Annotated in this window: 21 protein-coding genes; 4 read left to right on the plus strand and 17 right to left on the minus strand. The window is 44.5% G+C overall.

Going from position 1 to position 20,550, the window contains the following annotated elements; translation table 11 throughout:
- Positions 1–6 precede the first annotated feature (6 nt).
- From RAC86_RS08870 to RAC86_RS08890, 5 genes are all read right to left on the minus strand, one after another.
- A complete protein-coding gene (locus RAC86_RS08870) occupies positions 7–684 on the minus strand; it encodes a uracil-DNA glycosylase (protein WP_003242965.1) in 678 nt (225 codons plus the stop codon).
- A 13-nt stretch (positions 685–697) separates the two neighbouring features.
- On the minus strand, positions 698–1,504 hold the full coding sequence (locus tag RAC86_RS08875; RefSeq protein ID WP_003242519.1) for a glycosyltransferase family 2 protein: 807 nt from the start codon (positions 1,502–1,504) through the stop codon (positions 698–700).
- Between the two features lie 89 nt (positions 1,505–1,593).
- Positions 1,594–2,127: a hypothetical protein gene (locus RAC86_RS08880; protein WP_377885505.1), complete on the minus strand. Its 534-nt coding sequence runs from the start codon at positions 2,125–2,127 to the stop codon at positions 1,594–1,596.
- Between the two features lie 47 nt (positions 2,128–2,174).
- Positions 2,175–2,810: a permease prefix domain 1-containing protein gene (locus tag RAC86_RS08885; RefSeq protein WP_377885506.1), complete on the minus strand. Its 636-nt coding sequence runs from the start codon at positions 2,808–2,810 to the stop codon at positions 2,175–2,177.
- Positions 2,803–3,141, minus strand: a complete 339-nt coding sequence (locus RAC86_RS08890) for a PadR family transcriptional regulator (protein ID WP_095844047.1) — start codon at positions 3,139–3,141, stop codon at positions 2,803–2,805. Before RAC86_RS08890 ends, RAC86_RS08885 begins: the two co-directional genes overlap by 8 nt.
- Before the next feature lie 143 nt (positions 3,142–3,284).
- Between RAC86_RS08890 and RAC86_RS08895 the strand changes: the two genes are divergently transcribed.
- A complete protein-coding gene (locus RAC86_RS08895; RefSeq protein WP_377885507.1) occupies positions 3,285–4,100 on the plus strand; it encodes a bifunctional hydroxymethylpyrimidine kinase/phosphomethylpyrimidine kinase in 816 nt (271 codons plus the stop codon).
- Positions 4,101–4,188: 88 nt separating this feature from the next.
- Here the strand turns inward: RAC86_RS08895 and RAC86_RS08900 are convergent, their stop codons facing one another.
- The 3 genes from RAC86_RS08900 to scrA all read right to left on the minus strand — a co-directional run bounded on the left by RAC86_RS08900 (position 4,189) and on the right by scrA (position 7,352).
- Positions 4,189–4,437, minus strand: a complete 249-nt coding sequence (locus RAC86_RS08900; RefSeq protein WP_003243437.1) for a hypothetical protein — start codon at positions 4,435–4,437, stop codon at positions 4,189–4,191.
- Positions 4,438–4,530: 93 nt separating this feature from the next.
- Complete coding sequence (sacA, locus tag RAC86_RS08905) at positions 4,531–5,970, minus strand: sucrose-6-phosphate hydrolase (RefSeq protein ID WP_377885508.1); 1,440 nt, start codon at positions 5,968–5,970, stop codon at positions 4,531–4,533.
- Complete coding sequence (gene scrA, locus RAC86_RS08910) at positions 5,967–7,352, minus strand: PTS system sucrose transporter subunit IIBC (protein ID WP_072175358.1); 1,386 nt, start codon at positions 7,350–7,352, stop codon at positions 5,967–5,969. The genes sacA and scrA overlap by 4 nt, the downstream gene beginning before the upstream one ends.
- Before the next feature lie 301 nt (positions 7,353–7,653).
- Here scrA and RAC86_RS08915 point away from each other — a divergent pair, with 301 nt between their 5' ends.
- Positions 7,654–8,424, plus strand: coding sequence for a formate/nitrite transporter family protein (locus tag RAC86_RS08915; protein WP_088327219.1), 771 nt, complete (start codon positions 7,654–7,656; stop codon positions 8,422–8,424).
- A gap of 38 nt (positions 8,425–8,462) precedes the next feature.
- Here the strand turns inward: RAC86_RS08915 and sacT are convergent, their stop codons facing one another.
- Together sacT and RAC86_RS08925 are read right to left on the minus strand one after the other, a co-directional pair.
- On the minus strand, positions 8,463–9,293 hold the full coding sequence (gene sacT, locus RAC86_RS08920) for a sac operon transcriptional antiterminator SacT (RefSeq protein WP_033883423.1): 831 nt from the start codon (positions 9,291–9,293) through the stop codon (positions 8,463–8,465).
- Positions 9,294–9,332: 39 nt separating this feature from the next.
- Positions 9,333–9,635 carry a hypothetical protein gene (locus tag RAC86_RS08925; RefSeq protein ID WP_003222155.1) on the minus strand — a complete coding sequence of 101 codons (303 nt, stop codon included), beginning with the start codon at positions 9,633–9,635 and terminating at the stop codon, positions 9,333–9,335.
- Between the two features lie 529 nt (positions 9,636–10,164).
- On the opposite strand from RAC86_RS08925, the gene vpr reads away from it, so the two are divergent.
- Entirely contained in the window at positions 10,165–12,585 is a 2,421-nt protein-coding gene (vpr, locus tag RAC86_RS08930) for a serine protease Vpr (protein WP_197196301.1), read from the plus strand.
- A gap of 37 nt (positions 12,586–12,622) precedes the next feature.
- Here vpr and RAC86_RS08935 read toward each other — a convergent pair whose 3' ends face one another.
- From RAC86_RS08935 to rodA, 3 genes are all read right to left on the minus strand, one after another.
- The gene (locus tag RAC86_RS08935) at positions 12,623–13,624 is read right to left on the minus strand and encodes an LLM class flavin-dependent oxidoreductase (RefSeq protein ID WP_377885509.1); all 1,002 of its coding nucleotides are present in this window, start codon (positions 13,622–13,624) and stop codon (positions 12,623–12,625) included.
- A gap of 173 nt (positions 13,625–13,797) precedes the next feature.
- Positions 13,798–14,547: an oxygen-insensitive NADPH nitroreductase gene (gene nfsA / locus RAC86_RS08940; RefSeq protein WP_017696211.1), complete on the minus strand. Its 750-nt coding sequence runs from the start codon at positions 14,545–14,547 to the stop codon at positions 13,798–13,800.
- 105 nt (positions 14,548–14,652) lie between these two features.
- Positions 14,653–15,834, minus strand: a complete 1,182-nt coding sequence (gene rodA, locus RAC86_RS08945; RefSeq protein WP_003227413.1) for a cell shape-determining peptidoglycan glycosyltransferase RodA — start codon at positions 15,832–15,834, stop codon at positions 14,653–14,655.
- A 495-nt stretch (positions 15,835–16,329) separates the two neighbouring features.
- On the opposite strand from rodA, the gene ywcE reads away from it, so the two are divergent.
- Positions 16,330–16,593, plus strand: coding sequence for a spore morphogenesis/germination protein YwcE (ywcE, locus tag RAC86_RS08950; RefSeq protein WP_003227411.1), 264 nt, complete (start codon positions 16,330–16,332; stop codon positions 16,591–16,593).
- Positions 16,594–16,635: 42 nt separating this feature from the next.
- Here ywcE and qoxD read toward each other — a convergent pair whose 3' ends face one another.
- The 4 genes from qoxD to qoxA form a co-directional block, all read right to left on the minus strand.
- Positions 16,636–17,010: a cytochrome aa3 quinol oxidase subunit IV gene (qoxD, locus tag RAC86_RS08955; protein WP_003227410.1), complete on the minus strand. Its 375-nt coding sequence runs from the start codon at positions 17,008–17,010 to the stop codon at positions 16,636–16,638.
- 1 nt (position 17,011) lies between these two features.
- Complete coding sequence (gene qoxC / locus RAC86_RS08960; RefSeq protein WP_003227409.1) at positions 17,012–17,626, minus strand: cytochrome aa3 quinol oxidase subunit III; 615 nt, start codon at positions 17,624–17,626, stop codon at positions 17,012–17,014.
- A gap of 13 nt (positions 17,627–17,639) precedes the next feature.
- Positions 17,640–19,589, minus strand: a complete 1,950-nt coding sequence (gene qoxB, locus RAC86_RS08965; protein ID WP_003227407.1) for a cytochrome aa3 quinol oxidase subunit I — start codon at positions 19,587–19,589, stop codon at positions 17,640–17,642.
- Positions 19,590–19,616: 27 nt separating this feature from the next.
- A partial coding sequence (gene qoxA, locus RAC86_RS08970) for a cytochrome aa3 quinol oxidase subunit II (RefSeq protein ID WP_377885510.1) occupies positions 19,617–20,550 on the minus strand: 934 nt, incomplete at its 5' end.

A 20,550-nucleotide genomic window follows, 5' to 3' on the forward strand; every position in this document is an offset into this window, starting at 1 on the left:
CGCTTTTTACAAATCCTTAATACACCAATCAATCGGCGCCTCTCCCATTTTCTCCAAATAGGCATTCGCCCGGGAAAACGGTCTGCTCCCGAAAAATCCGTTTCTCGCAGAAAACGGGCTGGGATGCGTCGATTCAATGATAAAATGCTTGGAGGTGTCGATCCGTTCTTTTTTCATTTGAGCATGCCGTCCCCACAAAATAAAGATAACCGGCCGCTCTCTTTCACTCAGCACGTCAATAATTCGGTCCGTCAGTCGCTCCCAGCCTTTTCCCTTATGGGAATTCGCCTGTCCGCGCCTTACTGTCAGCACAGTATTCAGCAAAAGAACGCCTTGCTTTGCCCAGCTCACAAGCGACCCGTGATTCGGGATGCTGCACCCGATGTCCTGCTGCAGCTCAAGAAAGATATTTTTTAACGAAGGCGGCTGCTTTACACCGGGCTTGACAGAGAAGCTTAAACCTTGAGCCTGTCCCGGCCCGTGATACGGATCTTGACCCAAAATGACGACCTTGACATCATCATATGATGTATAATGCAGCGCGTTGAAAATATCCCGGCTGTCCGGATAAATCGTTTGCTCCGCGTATTCCCTCTTCAGCATCTCTCTGAGCTCTTGATAATACGGTTTCTCAAACTCTTCCTTTAGCTGATTCCACCAGCTGTCTTGTAAAAGCTGTTTCAAGATTCAGGCCTCCTTACGAACGATGAAGTCTGGAATAGACAGGCTCGCCATCCCAAACCATTTCACTTTTTGCTTCCCGCCTCTTCATCTCAGGCTCTTCAAGCAGGACGGCAAAGTTTTTCGTCGGCAGCTCCCCGAGTCCGTGCTTTTCACTTAAACGATCCAAATATTGCTTCCGCTTGGCGCCAAGGTCAGCAGACTGATTGTCTCCCGCGTCACTGAAGGCATAAATCACGCTGGCGCAAGGGACACGTTTCACCCGGTAATCCTTGGCCGCGCGCAAATAAAAATCCCAGTCCCAATAATTGTGCACATCAGCATCGAAATACCCGATTTCATCATGCAGAAAACGTCTGTACATGCTGCCCGACGGCACGTATGTAGAAAACACTCTCATATCCTCATAGTCAGCGGTATAAGCAAACAATTTCCGTGACACTGGATACCTTGTTCCGTTTTTCTCTTCAAACGAAACTATTTCCGCATCAGAATGAACGAAGTCTGCCGTTTCTATTTCCTTTGCCATTTTCTCGATATGCCCTGGCGTAAAGAAATCATCGTCATCACACAGCATAATGCAATCCCCAGACGCCTCTTTTACACCGGCATTTCTCGCAGCCACATGCCCCGAGTTCTTTTCTAAATTGATGACAGCAATCGGCAGCTCCGGATAAAGTGCTTTGACCGGCACGACCGATTCCCCGGCATCATTCACAATAATAATTTCATACGGCATCAAGGTCTGGCGGGAAATCGACTCCAAAAGCTCACACAAAGCCGGAATCCGATTATAGGTCACAATTACGATAGAAATCTTCATGATGCTCTCCTTCTCATTTTCATAGTCATGTACTATTAAAACATATATTGGACGGGAGATCAGTGGGAATATCCTACTGAAACGGCATACTACAATGATAGAAACAGCAAAGTGGCTCCGATCAGAAGCACCATGATCAGCATCAGATCTCCAAAGACATGAAAGATATCTTTCAGGCGGACGCCATTCGGAAGGATAAGACGCCACAGCTTAGATTGATAGACCGGCAGCAGCACCAGTGCATAAGAAAGACACAAAAATGTAAAAGCCGGCGGAACAAAAGCACAGCCTGTATCGTCCCAATTCATCATGATGTCTTTCATACTAGATCCATCCAATAAAAACAAAGATATCATGAGGGCCAGCACCACAAAGGACCCCAATTGAACCTCAAACAGGCGCATTTTCTGGTTATATGCAAATCGGACCGCCCAAAACCAGACATAAGCATATGAACATAACAGCGTAAGAATGGCACCTGCTGTAAAGACGACATCAGGCAGCCAATCAAGCAGAAAAACAAAAGGCAAGCTGGCTGCCATGGCCAAGAGCATGCAGCCACCAGTAAACAAAAATACTGCCCCATGAGCTACAAAACCATATAAACAAGAGCTAATCCTCACGAACTACACCTCCTTTACATAGAAATTCTATGTATATATCTAAAAAATCAGGCAAGCTGACGCCTGCCAATATAACAGCCCATTCGGCCAAATAACGGAAATAACAGCGTTGCAATAGCACAAGTTCCAACAAACCAAGGTGTCAACAAGGATTGAAACAGCGCAGCAGGAATTACATTGAATAGAAAAACAAGCATAAAAGTGACGTTTGGCACCATTGAGATCAGAATCGTATGTAGAACAAGCTTTTCTCCGCGTTTTCCAAACTCCTTCACGCCTTGATACCCAATCAGCACCCAGTAGATCATATATGCAGCTAAGATCAGCCAAACAGAAACAGAAATGCCTTTCCATACTGCTTGAACAAACGGTGATTCAAGCCATACATGCATTATTGTAATCGCAATGCCGACAGCGAATAGGGCACTGTTACAGAAAAGATGGAACATCAAAAACGCACGGAACGTTACTGGCTGTATTTTCTTAAACGAAGAAACAATGTCAGTTGGTGTTCCAAACGCCTGCAATAAAGTCTGCATAGCTTCCTCCTCACTCTTTCCTTCCTGAAAAGAGCGAAACAGATGATGTTCAATATGGCTCTCAATCTCTTCTATCATCGCCTCACCCTCAGGAAGCCCTTTAAGCCCGCTTTTGATTTCGGATACATATGTTTCTTTATCCATTTTGTCCGCTCCACTTCAGTATTCGGTCCATCATGGCTGAAAATACGCTCCATTCCTTCGTGCGTTCCGCCAGCGCTTCTTTGCCCTCGTCTGTAATCCGGTAATATTTGCGGTCCGGTCCTTTCTCCTGCTTCTCCCAGTAGGAAGAAATATACCCTTGGCGTTCAAGCTTGTGAAGAGAAGGATACAAGGTCCCTTCTTTCATCTGCAGTTCGTTTCCGCTGCGGCTTCCCATTTCTTTTACAAGCTCATAGCCGTACATCGGCCGCTCGTTCAGAAGCGTCAATACCAATATAACCGTGCTTCCCTTAACCAGCTCACGATTTAACATCTCAAAACCCCTACCTAGTTTTCTTATGTAGCATTTTACGAAAGCCCGTTGAGATTGTCAAATGATTCCTATAGATCTTCTATATTGTGATACAGAGAAAATCTAACTATAATGAAAGACAAAACATGATGGAGGTTCAAGACATGTCTATGCATAAAGCACTCACCATTGCCGGCTCAGATTCAAGCGGCGGTGCTGGGATTCAAGCTGATTTAAAAACATTTCAAGAAAAAAACGTATACGGGATGACCGCCTTAACGGTGATCGTTGCGATGGACCCAAACAACAGCTGGGACCATCAGGTATTCCCGATCGATACTGATACAATCCGCGCCCAGCTTGCAACAATTACGGACGGCATCGGCGTGGACGCCATGAAAACAGGAATGCTGCCAACCGTTGACATTATCGAGCTTGCGGCAAAAACGATCAAAGAAAAACAATTAAAAAATGTGGTAATTGACCCGGTTATGGTTTGCAAAGGTGCTAATGAAGTCCTTTATCCGGAGCACGCCCAAGCCCTGCGTGAGCAATTGGCTCCGCTAGCCACTGTCATTACGCCAAACTTGTTTGAAGCCAGCCAGCTCAGCGGCATGGATGAACTAAAAACAGTTGACGATATGATCGAAGCCGCGAAAAAAATTCACGCACTCGGCGCTCAATATGTCGTCATTACAGGCGGAGGCAAACTCAAACACGAGAAAGCCGTTGATGTTCTCTATGACGGAGAAACAGCGGAAGTCCTTGAAAGCGAAATGATCGATACGCCTTATACACATGGCGCAGGCTGTACATTCTCAGCAGCCGTGACAGCGGAGCTTGCCAAAGGTGCGGAAGTCAAAGAAGCCATTTACGCAGCGAAAGAATTCATCACAGCGGTCATTAAAGAATCCTTCCCGCTAAACCAGTATGTTGGTCCTACGAAGCATTCTGCACTGCGCCTGAATCAACAATCATAAACAAAAGGGGCTGCCTTACAGAGAGGCAGCCCTTTTTATCACCGAAGACTTTTCACAGAAAAAACTGCCGATCCCATCGGCAGCCCGTTTATTTGATTTTTAAATTGTTTGCAGATTTCCTCAAAAATGTTTCTATCGACTGAACAAAAAGTGCATATTCCTTCATTTGTTCATATGCCCGCGTGAGAATTTCCGCCGTTTCACTGTGCGGCGTTGTTCCGCCAAGCATTTTTTTCAGCTGAAGCAGCACATCCTTATATTCTTCCCGCTTATCTTCAACTTGGTTAGCAGCCTTTTCCAAACATTCCGGTGTTATCTTCTGTTCATGTATATTCAAGAAAACAACTCCTTTTACAGAAAAAAATAGTAGGTTATCGTTGAAGAATAGCACAGATGGCTCAGATTTCACATAAGAAAATAGAAGGATTTTCTACATAAGTGTCCAAATTCTGACATTCATTTCAGATTTCCCGGTCGAACTGGCTGTTACTTCATGATTTCCCGGGAAAGGAAAATATCTCGCACTAAAGACCTCTTCTCCGTTATTGATAAAGATTTCAACAGAGGATGCGTCGATAAACATGTGCACGGTATGCAAATCCTTGATGCGGCAATGTCTCGCTTCTGTTCTTTTTCCGTCAAAGCCCTTTCGTTCCAGCGTAACAATCCCCTTGTCTTTATGGAAGGAAAACGTAGCCGTTCCGCGGATACTGATTGAAAAGCCTGACTCTGTATGAATGTCTTCCAGCAGAATCTCAGTTCTTTCAGGTTTTTCCACTGGAAGCGTACCAGATGATCCATGCATGTTGATGTGTATTTTTTTCTCATTTCTGCGCATGGCTTTTAGCTCAGGCAGCGGCTGCTGAATCAGCTTCTCGCCTGATATTGTCAGCTGTCTCGGCAGCGTCATGCAGTGAATCCAGTGATAGTCAATCGTCGGATGAGATCCTTCATCCTGGTCAGGCACAGCCATCCATGCAAACAAAATTCGTCTGCCCTGATTATCTTCAAGTGTTTGCGGCGCGTAAAAATCAAAACCTTGATCAAGTTCCCTAAAATCACCATGCTTCAGTTCAGGCTTGTTATAATCGAGACACCCGACAAAATAACCTGACTGGTATACGTTCTGATAAAGGAAACCGTCAGCCTCAAGCCCTTGAGGCGAAACAATCAGCACGTCCAATCCTTGAAGGGAAAACAAATCAGGGCATTCCCACATGTATCCAAAATCGTCCAGCCCGTTGAAGCCCGCGCCGGTTATCGGGCCAAGAAATCTCCACTCACTCAGGTTATCAGAAGCAAACAATACAGCCTGCCCTTTCAAATTCTCTGTTTGCGCACCAATCACCATATACCATGTGCCTTCATGCTCCCATACCTTCGGATCGCGAAAATGCGCCGTATATCCTTCCGGAAGGCGGGCGACAACACCCTTTTTCTCAAAGGACAGCCCGTCGTCAGAAACAGCAAGGCATTGATACGTTTCCCGATTTCCATCCTGATCCCTGACATTTCCTGTGTAAAACAGATAGAGCCGATCGTCTTTCGTGACAGCGCTGCCCGAGTAGCAGCCGTTTTTATCAAACCAATCACTCGGAGCCAGCGCAATCTCTTCCCGCTTCCAATTCACAACATCCTGTGTCGTATAATGCCCCCAAAATTTTGCGCCGTGCCCCGTCTGAAACGGCTGCCACTGAAAGAATACATGATAGCTGCCCTTCCAATAAATCACGCCATTCGGGTCATTCAGCAGCCCAACCGGCGGCATGATATGAAAATGCTGGCGGTGCTGATCGCTGTTAGCGATGGGCTCTTTTTTCTCCACTTCTTCATAAGCCCGGCGACGAAGATCCTGGTCATGTGCTGTCATTTTTTCCTCTCCTCATCCTCATTAATCTTCATGACAAATGCTGCAATGAACGCTGACACTGCCGCAATCGCCATGCCAATCAGATAGTGAATCAAGTTGCTGACGCCAAACGGAGCCGCAATGGCGATCATCGGAATTCCCGTTAACCCGTAAGCGTTTGCAGCTACATGTGTAAAGACGACATATGCCCCACCCAATGCGCCTCCAATCATCGCGGCGATAAACGGTTTTCGGTAGCGAAGATTGACTCCGAATATGACGGGCTCAGTAATGCCGAGAAAAGCGGAAAATGCTGCCGGAAGCGCGATTTCTTTTGTCTTTGCCTTTTTCGCCATAAAGAAGACGGCAAGACCTGCCCCGCCTTGTGCGACATTCGCCATTGACCAGATTGGCAGCAAGTAGTTTTTGCCTATATCTGCAATAAGCCCAGCCTCAATCGCATGGAAGCTGTGATGAACGCCTGTCAGCACGATGAGTGAATACGTGCCCCCGAAAATCAAACCTGCCACAAAACCGGCATGGTCATATACATAAGTTAAAGCAACCGTAATGCCGGAGCCAAGCGCTCTGCCCAGAGGGCCAATCGCGATAAAAGCAACAAACCCGGTGACAATTACAGTAACAAAAGGTGTAACAAGCAAATCTACCGCATGTGGAACCACTTTTCTCGTCCATTTCTCTACCTTGCTCATCACATACACCGCAAGCAGGACAGGTATGACAGTTCCCTGGTAGCCGAGAAGCGCGATATCAAATCCGAAAAGATGCATATAATCAGGTGTCGCTTCCGCCAATCCCCAAGGATTTAAAAGAGACGGGTGAATCATGATTCCGCCGATGACCGCTCCCAAGTATGGATTGCTGCCAAACTCTTTTGAAGCGCTGACCCCGATTAGAATCGGCAAGAAAATGAATGCTGCACTTGAAAACATATCAAGCAGCTGCAAAAGCGCAGAATCCTTGCTCATCCAATGAAACGCATTGATCATACCCAGCAATCCCATTAATAGGCCGCTGGCTACAATAGCCGGGATGATTGGAACAAAAATATTAGAAAGCGTTTTCGCAAATCTCGCAGCGGGATTCAGCTTTTCTTTTGCCGCATCCTGATGATTTACGTGTTCTTCACGCTCGATATCAGCTTCTTTAGAAAAGGCATCGAATACTTTATTCACAAGGCCTGTTCCGAAAATGATCTGGTACTGGCCAGAGCTGCTGAAAGCCCCTTTGACGCCATCAAGCTCTTCTACTTGTGCTTGATCTATCTTTGATTCATCTTTCATCACTAAACGCAGTCTTGTTGCACAATGAGCCGCGCTGATAATATTTTCTTTCCCTCCGAGAAGCTCAATAAGGCGTTTTGCAGTCTCTTTGTAATCCATCTATTTCTCCCCCTTTTATTTAAACAAAAAAGACCTAAAATTCGCCAACGAATAAAGGATACAGCGATCCTTTTTCATTTACGCAAATTTTAGGTCTTGCCTGCTTTACCAGTCACAATCCCGCTTATTCAGATTAAGAATACGCTTTCATCATAAATCATGCCAGCGTTTTCGTCAACTATTTTTTTAGTTAAATAGTTTGATAAAACATGTAGACAAAAATTCGTAAAAATTAATTGTGAAATACTTCACAATATCATGCTATACTATGCTCAATCATGAAAGAAAGCAGGAAAAGACAATGGAAACTCAAGCATTGCAAAAGGTTGAACAGTATGCTTTGAAAAAACAAAACATATTCGCTTCAAGCAAAATCCGTTATGTGCTTCGGTCCATTTTGGCCAGTATGTTTATTGGTTTTGGCATTACAGCCGCAAGCAAAACAGGAAGCTATTTCTTTATGGCTGATTCTCCGTTTGCCTTTCCGGCAGCCGCTGTCACTTTCGGGGCCGCTATTCTGCTGATTGCTTACGGAGGCGGAGATTTATTTACCGGCAACACCTTTTATTTCACCTATACCGCGCTCCGGAAAAAACTCAGCTGGCGCGACACCCTGTACTTGTGGATGTCAAGCTATGCCGGCAATTTAATCGGCGCCATTCTGTTTGCCATCCTGATCAGCGCGACGGGACTTTTTGAGGAGCCTTCTGTTCATTCTTTTTTGATTCATTTGTCAGAGCACAAAATGGAGCCGCCGGCTTCCGAATTGTTTTTCAGAGGAATGCTGTGCAATTGGCTTGTGTGCCTCGCCTTTTTCATTCCAATGTCTCTCAAAGGGGAAGGAGCAAAGCTTTTTACCATGATGCTATTCGTTTTCTGCTTCTTTATTTCCGGCTTTGAACACAGCATTGCCAATATGTGCACATTCGCCATCTCGCTTTTGATCGAGCACCCTGATACAGTGACACTGATGGGAGCAGTCAGAAACTTAATTCCCGTTACGCTCGGCAATCTGACCGCGGGAATAGTCATGATGGGCTGGATGTACTACACACTGAATCCTGATCAATAAAAAAACTTCCAGAGATCACTCCCTGCAAGTCAAATCGGTTATTCCGAGAGATCTTGAAGACGCTGGACATGCAGCGTGATATAGCCGGCCTCGGTTTCCGGCAAATGTAATTGATATTCATTTTTCAAAAACTCCGCCAGCTCCAGCGCACATTGATAGGCGAATGAATACTTTTTTTGGATGAAATAAAGCATCTCCTCGTCCATACGATGGAGCGCTTCATTTGATTCCAACCGGCTGACCGCGTATCGCAAATGCGTGACAAGGCGTTGATAGGAAATGCTGTTTTCATCCACCTTTCGATTAAAGTATTGTTCTATTTTCTCTATCATTTCTTTGATCATGGTCGTATGCTTCAGCGCTGAATACATGCTCTCCGCATCCATCTTCGCCGTATGGATGTGAAGGGCAATATAACCCGCTTCATCTTCAGGCAGAGACACGCCCAATGTCTCTTTTACATGTCCGATCGCCCACAGGCCGATCTCATATTCTTTTTTATAGAGCGCCTTTATCTCATGCAGCAATTTATTCTGCACAAGCAGCCCATTTTGAATCCTTTCGATCGCAAAGGACAAATGGTCGGAAAGCGCGATATGAATGTGATCGCTCAGCGGCGCCGCGAGCTCTCCTTCCGCATAGCTGATGATATCCTCAGCTATTTCTATATGCTCCTCCGGCAGTGTTTGCAGGATTTGTTTGAACTTTTCATTCTCGTCGCGCACGACAAAGATTTTTTCCACTTTATTCATAGGGATGAGATCATTTTTCTTTTTTTGAAAAGCGATTCCCGGCCCCATCACGATTTTTTCCTGATCATCCTCTTTTATTAAAGCCGCATTGTTGTTTAATACTTTATAGATTTTCAAGAGGTTATCTCTCCCGCCAATTTGCTTTTGACTGGGATTTTACCTCCTTTTGACCGCCATGTAAAGATGCGGGCCCGCTCTCTCCTGCTTTGGCGATTCCTTGAAGGCTTGCAAACATCTTCTTTTATAAAGCGCGGCGGCTTTCGCTTTCTGCTTTTCTTCCTCATTCACAGCCATCCGCCACTCATAAAACGAAACGAGTCCTGCGGCCTGCACAGCCGCCTTTCTTTGGTATGTACGCTGAGCCGAATAGACCGCGGCAGCCGCAGTTTTTCTGTCCGGCGTCACCCAGTTCATCAAAAAGACCATCCACACCCGTAAAGATACAAGCAAACGTTTCATAGAAAAACATCCCTCCGCTTCTTTTTGGCAGGCAGCCTTTTTAGCAGCCCGTTTTCTCAGCCGCAGCCCGCAAGAAAAGACGGCCGATTTCTTTTCTCGCAAACTAGCGGCTCTAGCAAAACTCATGACTCTATGATAGACCGTGGAAAGAGAATTCTTTGTCACAATATGAGTGAAAAAACCAACTAGTTTTTAGAAGTTTTGTTGAAAGCTGAAAGAATTGAAATGAAAATTGGAGAACCGCTTTGAAAACTTTATACACAAGTTATCCCAAAGATAAGAACAACTTAATCACAAGAGATATCCACATGTCCACAAACTCTATCTATATTTTGTATGCGAACGTATATTCCTAACTATATATATACACAGGTTTATTCACTTATACACAGGGTTCTGTGTATAACTCCTTCGTTATACACAAACAAACTCCAATAAATGGTCCAAATGACACAAGGATTTTTTTGAATTTTCAAGAAATATATACTAGACCTTTCACATTTTTTCTAAATACAAAGGGGGAAACACATTGAAAAAGGGGATCATTCGCTTTCTGCTTGTAAGTTTCGTCTTATTTTTTGCGTTATCCACAGGTATTACGGGCGTCCAGGCAGCTCCGGCTTCTTCAAAAACGTCGGCTGATCTGGAAAAAGCCGAGGTATTCGGTGATATCGACATGACGACAAGCAAAAAAACAACCGTTATAGTGGAATTAAAAGAAAAATCCTTGGCAGAAGCGAAGGAAGCGGGAGAAAGCCAATCGAAAAGCAAGCTGAAAACCGCTCGCACAAAAGCAAAAAACAAAGCAATCAAAGCGGTGAAAAACGGAAAAGTAAACCGGGAATATGAGCAGGTATTCTCAGGCTTCTCTATGAAGCTTCCAGCTAATGAGATTCCAAAACTTCTCGCGGTAAAAGACGTTAAGGCGGTGTACCCGAACGTCACATATAAAACAGACAATATGAAGGATAAAGACGTCACAATCTCCGAAGACGCCGTATCTCCGCAAATGGATGACAGTGCGCCTTATATCGGAGCAAACGATGCATGGGATTTAGGCTACACAGGAAAAGGCATTAAGGTGGCGATTATTGACACTGGGGTTGAATACAATCACCCAGATCTGAAGAAAAACTTTGGACAATATAAAGGATACGATTTTGTGGACAATGATTACGATCCAAAAGAAACACCAACAGGCGATCCGAGGGGCGGAGCGACTGACCACGGCACACACGTAGCCGGAACTGTGGCTGCAAACGGAACAATTAAAGGCGTAGCGCCTGATGCCACACTTCTTGCTTATCGTGTGTTAGGGCCTGGCGGAAGCGGCACATCGGAAAACGTCATCGCCGGTGTGGAACGTGCAGTGCAGGACGGGGCAGATGTGATGAACCTGTCTCTCGGAAACTCTTTAAACAACCCGGACTGGGCGACAAGCACAGCGCTTGACTGGGCCATGTCAGAAGGCGTTGTCGCTGTTACCTCAAACGGCAACAGCGGACCGAACGGCTGGACAGTCGGATCGCCGGGCACATCCAGAGAAGCGATTTCTGTCGGTGCGACTCAGCTGCCGCTCAATGAATACGCCGTCACTTTCGGCTCCTATTCTTCAGCAAAAGTGATGGGCTATAACAAAGAGGACGACGTCAAAGCGCTCAATAACAAAGAAGTTGAGCTTGTCGAAGCGGGAATCGGCGAAGAAAAGGATTTTGAAGGGAAAGACCTGACAGGCAAAGTCGCCGTTGTCAAACGAGGCAGCATTGCATTTGTGGATAAAGCGGATAACGCTAAAAAAGCCGGTGCCATCGGCATGGTTGTGTATAACAATCTCTCTGGAGAAATTGAAGCCAATGTGCCAGGCATGTCTGTCCCAACGATTAAGCTTTCATTAGAAGACGGCGAAAAACTCGTCAGCGCCCTGAAAGCTGGTGAGACAAAAACAACATTCAAGTTGACGGTCTCAAAAGCGCTCGGTGAACAAGTCGCTGATTTCTCATCACGCGGCCCTGTTATGGATACGTGGATGATTAAGCCTGATATTTCCGCGCCAGGGGTCAATATCGTGAGCACGATCCCAACACACGATCCTGACCATCCATACGGCTACGGATCAAAACAAGGAACAAGCATGGCATCGCCTCATATTGCCGGAGCGGTTGCCGTTATTAAACAAGCCAAACCAAAGTGGAGCGTTGAACAGATTAAAACCGCCATCATGAATACCGCTGTCACTTTAAAGGATAGCGATGGGGAAGTATATCCGCATAACGCTCAAGGCGCAGGCAGCGCAAGAATCATGAACGCAATCAAAGCCGATTCGCTCGTCTCACCTGGAAGCTATTCATACGGCACGTTCTTGAAGGAAAACGGAAACGAAACAAAAAATGAAACGTTTACGATTGAAAATCAATCTTCCATTAGAAAGTCATACACACTTGAATACTCATTTAATGGCAGCGGCATTTCCACATCCGGCACAAGCCGTGTTGTGATTCCGGCACATCAAACCGGGAAAGCCACTGCAAAAGTAAAGGTCAATACGAAGAAAACAAAAGCTGGCACCTATGAAGGAACGGTTATCGTCAGAGAAGGCGGAAAAACAGTCGCTAAGGTACCTACATTGCTGATTGTGAAAGAGCCCGATTATCCGAGAGTCACATCTGTCTCTGTCAGCGAAGGGACTGTACAAGGTACCTATCAAATTGAAACCTACCTTCCTGCGGGAGCGGAAGAGCTGGCGTTCCTCGTCTATGACAGCAACCTTGATTTCGCCGGCCAAGCCGGCATTTATAAAAACCAAGATAAAGGTTACCAGTACTTTGACTGGGATGGCACGATTAATGGCGGAACCAAACTTCCGGCCGGAGAGTATTACTTGCTCGCATATGCCGCGAACAAAGGCAAGTCAAGCCAGGTTTTGACCGAAGAACCTTTCACTGTTGAATAAGAAAAAGCCCTGCCGAATCGGCAGGGCTTTTTAAAGATCAGTCAGCAAACGCCTCCTGCAATAATCGATACGATCGGAGCTTATCTTCAAAATGATGTGTGATGGTCACCACCATGATTTCCTCTGTTTCATACGCTTTACTCAAAGCTAGCAGCCGCTCCTTAACCTGTTCTTTCGTACCGACAATCATTCGATTTCGATTATCAGCAATTCGTCTCTGTTCATAAGGAGAATACGTATTTTTCCGAACAGCTTTATACGAAGGAACTCCCTCTAAAGGAATACCCTGCTCTCCCGCCAAAAGTGTAAAATCAAGCACAGCCCCAAGCTCCTCTGCCTTCTCCTCCGTGTCAGCACAAAGAACAAAAACAGCAACTGCCGCTCGAGGCGTATCTCCTAACACAGATGGTTTGAATCGCCTCTTATACTGTCTGACAGTACCCTCTCCGCCCTCTCCATTGATAAAATGGGCAAACATATAGCCAGCGCCAGATTCAGCTGCGAGCAGCGCGCTTTCTCCAGATGAGCCGAGCAGCCACACATCCGGAGCCGTTGAAATATGCGGCGCAGCCGTCAGATTTGGAAAACGGTGTTTATCATCCGCCAAATCATGCAAATACATGGTCAGCTCCTTGATTTGCTGCGGATATTGATCAGCATTGCGCTTACCGCCGTCATTCAGCGCCCATGATGCAATCGGCATTCCCCCCGGTGCTCTGCCAAGCCCCAGGTCAATTCTTCCTGGTGTCAGCCCCTCCAGAACACGAAAGTTTTCAGCTACTTTATAAGCACTGTAATGCGGCAGCATGACTCCTCCTGATCCAACACGGATTCGCTTTGTTTTCGCCGCTATATGACTGATTAGCACCTCAGGACTGGACCCTGCCAGCCGTTTTGAAAAGTGATGCTCAGAAACCCAAAATCTCTTATATCCAAGGTCCTCAGCAGCTTGGGCAAGCGCAACGGTTTGCTGTAAGGCCGTTTCTGCATTGCTGCCCTCTGATACTGGAGATTGATCTAATATACTTAATGAAACCATCCCTACCACCTCATCCTCATCGTATCACTGATCCCCTATTTTTTCTCCAAAGCCGCTCACACTGCTTATCAGTGTCCCCTATCATTCGCCATTTATTTGTGAAAGCCTGTCCCTATTTGTCGGAATATGTTACACGTGAAACATAAAAACCCCTCCAGACGGAGAGGTTTGCTTTAGTTTTTATTAAAGCCCTTTTCTTTCACGTAGTCATTTAAATACGTACGCGGCTTTTGCTTCATAAAGTTCAGTATTTGATCGGACCACGTTTCTTCCCGCTGCCCGTTTGTTCTTTCTCTATAGTAATCAGAAATGGTTTTGTCATACGTATTCATAGTATGACGGAAATCGTCTGTGTTCACATTATACGTATTCTCATGATAAACGGCCTGCTTTGGCAATCTCGGTTTTTTGCCGGAAAGGTTCGCAGGATGGCCTACTGCCAGTCCGAAAAGCGGGAGCACATGGTCAGGCGTTTGCAGCACCTCTGTCACCTTGTCCAGTTCATTCCGAATGCCGCCGATATAGCAAATGCCAAGCCCCATGGATTCAGCGGCAATGCTCATATTTTGCGCTGCCAGCGCCGCATCAATTAAGCTAACCATAAACATTTCTGTATTCTCGAGCAGCTCAGAAATATGTTCACCTTTTTCCTCAGCCAGTTTTTGATGGCGGTACAAATCCGCACAAAATACAAAAAAGTGTCCGTTCTTCTCAACGTAAGGCTGATTCCCAGCAAGCACGGACAGCTCACGTTTTTTCTCAGGATCAGAAACCCCGATAATCGAATATGCCTGCACATAGCTGGATGTAGACGCAGCCTGCGCACTTTTCACTAATGTATCAATTTCTTCAGCTGTCAAAAGCTGATCAGTAAAAGACCGGATTGACCGATGATTCAAAATGGTTTCGATTGTGTTATTCATCACAAAAACCTCCTTATCACTTTTTATCATATCCGAAAAAAAGTGATCTCAAAAGCGAAATGCTCTGAACAAAAAAAGACAGCCTCTGTAAAGGCTGTCTGCATATTAAGAATTAAAAAGATAACTTCTGTATTTCGTCAGCTGCACACTTGCATTATATACAATCCCAAATCCGATTAACGTGGAAAGTGTCGAGCTTCCCCCATAGCTGACAAACAGCAGCGGAATCCCGGTAACAGGCATAATGCCGATGTTCATTCCGATATTCTGGAATGTGTGGATCACAATTAACGCCGTATAGCCAACGCAAAAGAAAGAAGCGAAACGGTTAAACGGATGTATTTTGTCTATCAGAACAACAAGCCTGTAGATTAAAAAGAAGAACATGATGACAACAATTGCACAGCCTATAAAGCCAAATGACTCACCTATTATAGAAAAGATAAAGTCAGTCGTACTCTCTGGAACATAAACCTTCAAATTAGAAATACCATTACCTAAAATACCACCAGATCCTATTGCCATGATGGCCTGGTCAACTTGCCAGCTGTCATTTGAATCTTCCTGTGTCTCATTTGAAGCAGACACCCAAGAAGTGACCCGCTTAATTTGATAATCCTGTATTCCAACTGATTTAGCAACGTCAGGAAAGTTTATCATTACTAATAAAATTAATGAAATGAGTAAGATACCTGAACCAGCTATGATCGCAATCAATTTCCAGTTTATCCCTGACATAAAAACCATTACAAGAACGATAAACATACATATTCCCGCAGTCCCAGCATCCTGCATCAGGATAAGACCTACAGGAATAACTGCGACACCCGCAATCTTTAATAACAAGTGGATATCATCCCTAAGCGTCCGAACTCCTTTAGGATTAGCTTTTCCAATAACTGAAGCAAGCATCATAATCAAACCAACCTTCATAAACTCTGACGGCTGTATTGTTATTCTACCGATCCTAAACCAACTTTTTGCCCCTTTAATAACAGGTGCAATAGACTCGGGACTGATTTTGAGAATAATCAAAGATAAAATACCAATGATAAAAATATATAAACTTAACTTTTCAAGCTGTTCTAAATCAAAGTACAAAAGAACTGTAATGGCAACAGCCCCCAAAAGATAAAACACAATTTGCTGAATCCAATCCGTGTTCCCATACTGCCCAAACTGACCGGCAGCATAAATTGATACTACGCTTATAATAAAAAACACACCAAATATAAAAATCAAATCCCCCTGATAAAAGGGGCTTTGCTGTTTCTTATATCGACTCATTCTATCCCGCCTTACATTTTCATCGGAAAATCACTAATGTTTATTATACATGAACCACGTTCAAGATGACACGTGAAGCTCGCTTCCTTTTATGTTTTTTCAGCATTTGCGGCACTTTTTCAGCTACACGAAATATGACGTATCATAAACCGAAATGTTTCGATTGACACAAAACTTTTCAAATGAAAAAAACGCCATACCAAAAGAACTTGTTAAAAAACGAATGCGATAATGCGTTATGTTCCCAAATAATGTGATACCTCATATAGAAATAGCTAAAAATTCAGAGCCCCATGCCCATACATTCTCCTAGCACATTAAACAAAAAAATAAGACGATAGATCCAGTCCATTTCTGCAAAAACACGTATCAATTTCTGGAAAACATGGTATAATAATTGTAACAGAATGTTCAAAAAACAATCGCAAAACAGACACAACTCAGTTCCTCTATTTCATTTTTGTAAACGTTATCACAAAATGAAAGGAGACGGGTATGATGGACATGTTTTTTGCTTACTTATTGGTTGCCAGCGCAACGCCTCTCTTTATTTGGCTTGATAACAAAAAAGTCGCACTCTCAGCTATTCCGCCAATCATTTTAATGTGGGTATTCTTCTTCTTTTACGCAACAGAAAGCCTTTCTCCACTTGGACACACTCTCATGATTATCTTGTTTGCCGTTAACGTCATTGTCGCTCATATCGCCGCATTTATCATTTACGGCCTTCCGTATCTTCGCAGAAAGCGAAGCAGCTGAAGACAGCAAAAAACCCTCTTCCAATGAAGAGGGTTTTTTGTATTATTCGTTATGGCCAGAATGCTCTGAGTGTTCAGCGCCTCCAGGAGGATTTCCGTCCATATGGTCACCATGGTGATAGTGAGCCGCGAAAATCCAGATGGATCCAAGTACGATAACGATCGCGCCAAAGAATCCGAACAGTGTGTTTCCGACTTGGATCGTGCCGTTTTCGCTCTCTGTCATATGCATGAACATGAGAAGCTGCAGCGCCGCCTGAATGAAGGCGAAGCCGAAGATAATCCAAAGTTTTGCTGATGAGCTCAGGTCAGTATACACTGCAACCCATAGAGCCAGCAGGGTCAAAACGATAGACAGGATAAAACCTACAATGTGTTTCCATGGAAAGTGACTGTGTTCAGCAGATTTGTTTGCCATTTTACAGACCCCCCAATCCCATGAGATAGACACCTGTAAAGATGAAAATCCATACAACATCTAAGAAGTGCCAGTACAAGCTTGAGATAAAGATTTTAGATGAAGTTTGCGGAGTTAAGCCGCGTTTCTTCAACTGAATCAGAATTCCTGTGATCCAGAAAATCCCGATTGTTACGTGAGTTCCGTGAGTTCCAAGTAAAACAAAGAATCCAGACCAGAACGCACTTGTACTGAGAGCCGCTCCTTCATGTACATAGTGAACAAACTCGTTGATCTCGCATCCGACGAAGCCGGCACCGAGAAGAAGAGTGATAATTGTCCAAATGACTACGCCTTTTAAACTTCCGCGGCGCATTTCATGAACAGCGATCCCGCAGGTAAAGCTGCTGATCAGCAGCAAGAACGTCATAATCATTACCAGATTGACTTCAAATAGTTCGTCTGGCAAGACACCTCCAGCTGTTCTGTTTTTAAGAACGAAGAAGGTTGCAAATAGTGTTGAGAACAACACAATTTCTGCCCCTAAAAAGATCCAAAACCCGAGAATATTAAGTCTGCCGGTTTCAGATTGATATTCCATAGGCGCGTTAGAATTGCCGTGTTCTGCATGTTCCATAACTCACGCCTCCTTATTCGGAAATCTTTCTTTCCGTCTCTTTTATTTCATCAACACTAATGTAGTAGCCGTTGTCGTATTCGAATGAACGCAGAACCATGCAGAGCAGGACTCCGATCAATCCGACTACGCCCATCCAGTACCATTCAAAGACAAGTCCAAAGCCAGCGAGACCGAAGGCAACAGACATAAAGAACGGTCTGCCTGAGTTGCTTGGCATATGGATTTTCTTGAATTTGCTTTCAGGGTATAATTCAGTTTTTTCTTCTTTCATATGCAGGAATGCATCTTGAGATTTGACTTCAGGAAGCACCGCAAAGTTGTAATGCGGCGGAATCGCAGAAGAAGTCGCCCAATCAAGCGTACGTCCCACACCCCATGAATCTCCGCTGATTTCACGAGTAGAGTAACGGAAGCTGTAGTAGATGTTATAGCAAAGGATTAAGAATCCTACACCCATCATGAAAGCTCCGACAGTTGAGATAAAGTTCAATGTTGTCCAGCCGTCATTCGGTCCGTATGTGTAAATACGGCGAGGCATGCCTTGAAGCCCCAAGAAATATTGCGGGAAGAAACAAATATTGAACCCGATCATAAAGATCCAGAAGAACCATTTTCCGATTCTTTCGTTCAGCTTGTGGCCGAACATTTTTGGATACCAGAAAATAAATCCGGCGAAACAAGCAAATACAGTACCCGCGATCAGCACATAGTGGAAGTGAGATACAAGGAAGTACGTATTATGGTATTGATAATCCGCTGCTGCCATCGCAAGCATAACCCCTGTAACCCCGCCGATAACGAAGTTAGGAATGAACGCAAGCGCCCACAGCATAGGTGTTGTAAAGCTGATTCGGCCTTTATACATTGTAAAGAGCCAGTTAAAGATTTTAACCCCGGTTGGGATTGAGATTGCCATTGTCGTAATTGAGAAGAATGAGTTAACGGACGCACTGTTCCCCATTGTGAAGAAGTGGTGAGTCCAAACTAAGAAACTCAATACAGAGATGGCGATAATAGAACCAACCATCGCTTTGTAACCAAACAATTGTTTTCTTGCAAAGCTTGAGATGATTTCTGAGAAAATACCAAACGCCGGAAGAATAACGATATATACTTCAGGATGTCCCCAAATCCAGAACAAGTTAGCCCAAAGCATCGGCATACCGCCTGCTTCCAATGTGAAAAAGTGAGCGCCGAACAAACGATCAAATGATAAAAGTGCTAATGCTACTGTAAGTACAGGGAACGCAAACACGATAATAACCATTGTGATCAGTGTTGTCCATGTGAACATTGGCATACGCATTAAAGTCATGCCTTTTGTTCTCATTTTTAAGATTGTTACCATAAAGTTAATCCCTGTCATCAGGGTACCGATACCGGCAATCTGAAGTCCGAGGAGGTAGTAGTTCTCACCCGGCCCAGGGCTCATGTCGTTACTTGCAAGCGGCATATAACTCGTCCAGCCTGCGTTCGGAGAACCTCCGATAACGAAAGAAATATTGAAAAGCATCGCCCCTACAAAGAACGTCCAGAAGCTCAGGTTGTTCAAGTAAGGGAACGCAACGTCGCGGGCACCGATTTGAAGAGGCACAACAACGTTGATAAGACCGATTAAGAACGGCATCGCCATGAAGATGATCATGATTGTACCGTGAGTTGTAAAAATTTCATTATAGTGGTTTGAGTCTAAAAAACTGTTATTCGGAAGCGCTAGCTGGGCACGCATCATCAGACCGTCGACACCGCCGCGGAATAACATAATTACAGCAGATATAATGTACATGATTCCGAGTTTTTTATGGTCAACAGTAGTTATCCATTCAGACCACAGCCATTTCCACTTTTTGAAGTAAGTCAGTACAAAAATAATGGCAATGGTTGAAAGCGCAATGGAAACTTGTGCGCCCAGAATTAATGGGTCACCAGTTACGAAAAATTCGTCCCATTTGAATTTCATGCAGGCTTCCTCCTTTCCTGATCAATATCATTCTTCTGTATCATCAGACTTCTTAAATTCGTTTTTCTTTACGTTTTCAAACGGATCTGTTTTAGAGTGCGGTGAAACGGCTTGATAGCCAAGGCGTTTGCGCGCCTCCATCGCGTACTCAGCGTCTTGTCCGTGATCAACGTATTTCAAGTGAGTAGAAGAGAACGTTAATTCGTCCACATTTTCAGGAAGCATCAATTCATCATACTTCTCTTTTGTCAGCTTAGGAGCCTCGTTCTGAGTCTTTTTCACCCAGCTGTTAAAGTCTTTTTCTGTGACTGCATTCACATCAAACTCTTGGTCTGCAAAATGTTCACCTGTGAAGTTCGCGTTGCGGCCTTCGTAAGTACCCACTTTGTCAGCCTGTAAGTATTGATCCATCAGCATTCCTGCCATCGCATATTTTTGCCCTCCAAGCTGAGGAATCCATAGCGAAGCCATTGAATCTGCAGATGAGATTTTGAACAAGATCGGGCGGTCGACAGGAATGTTTAAGTAGTTGACCGTTTCAATATCCTGTTCAGGGTAGCTAAATACCCATTTCCAGTCTACCGAAGTAGCATAAACAACAAGAGGCTCTTTGTCTTTTGTTGCTTCAGGAGCTTTTTCTAACGAATATATCGTCTGTACTGTTGGCACAGAAAGTGCAATGACGATTAAAATTGGGATCACTGTCCAGACTACTTCTAAAAACGTGTTACCGTGAATTTCTGGGTTATAAGATCCATTATCTTTGCCTTTACGGTCGCGGTATTTTACTAAAATAATGGTAAATAGAACAAAGACGACCCCGACGATAAACAGCATAAATCCGATAGATAACAGGATTAAATCACTTTGCTGTTCAGCTACAGGTCCTTTCGGATCTAGTACTGAAGCATTGCTGCATCCCCCAAGGACGAAAACCACAGTTAACAGCGCTAATACAAGC

It is taken from the genome of Bacillus sp. LR_5 (assembly GCF_042709275.1).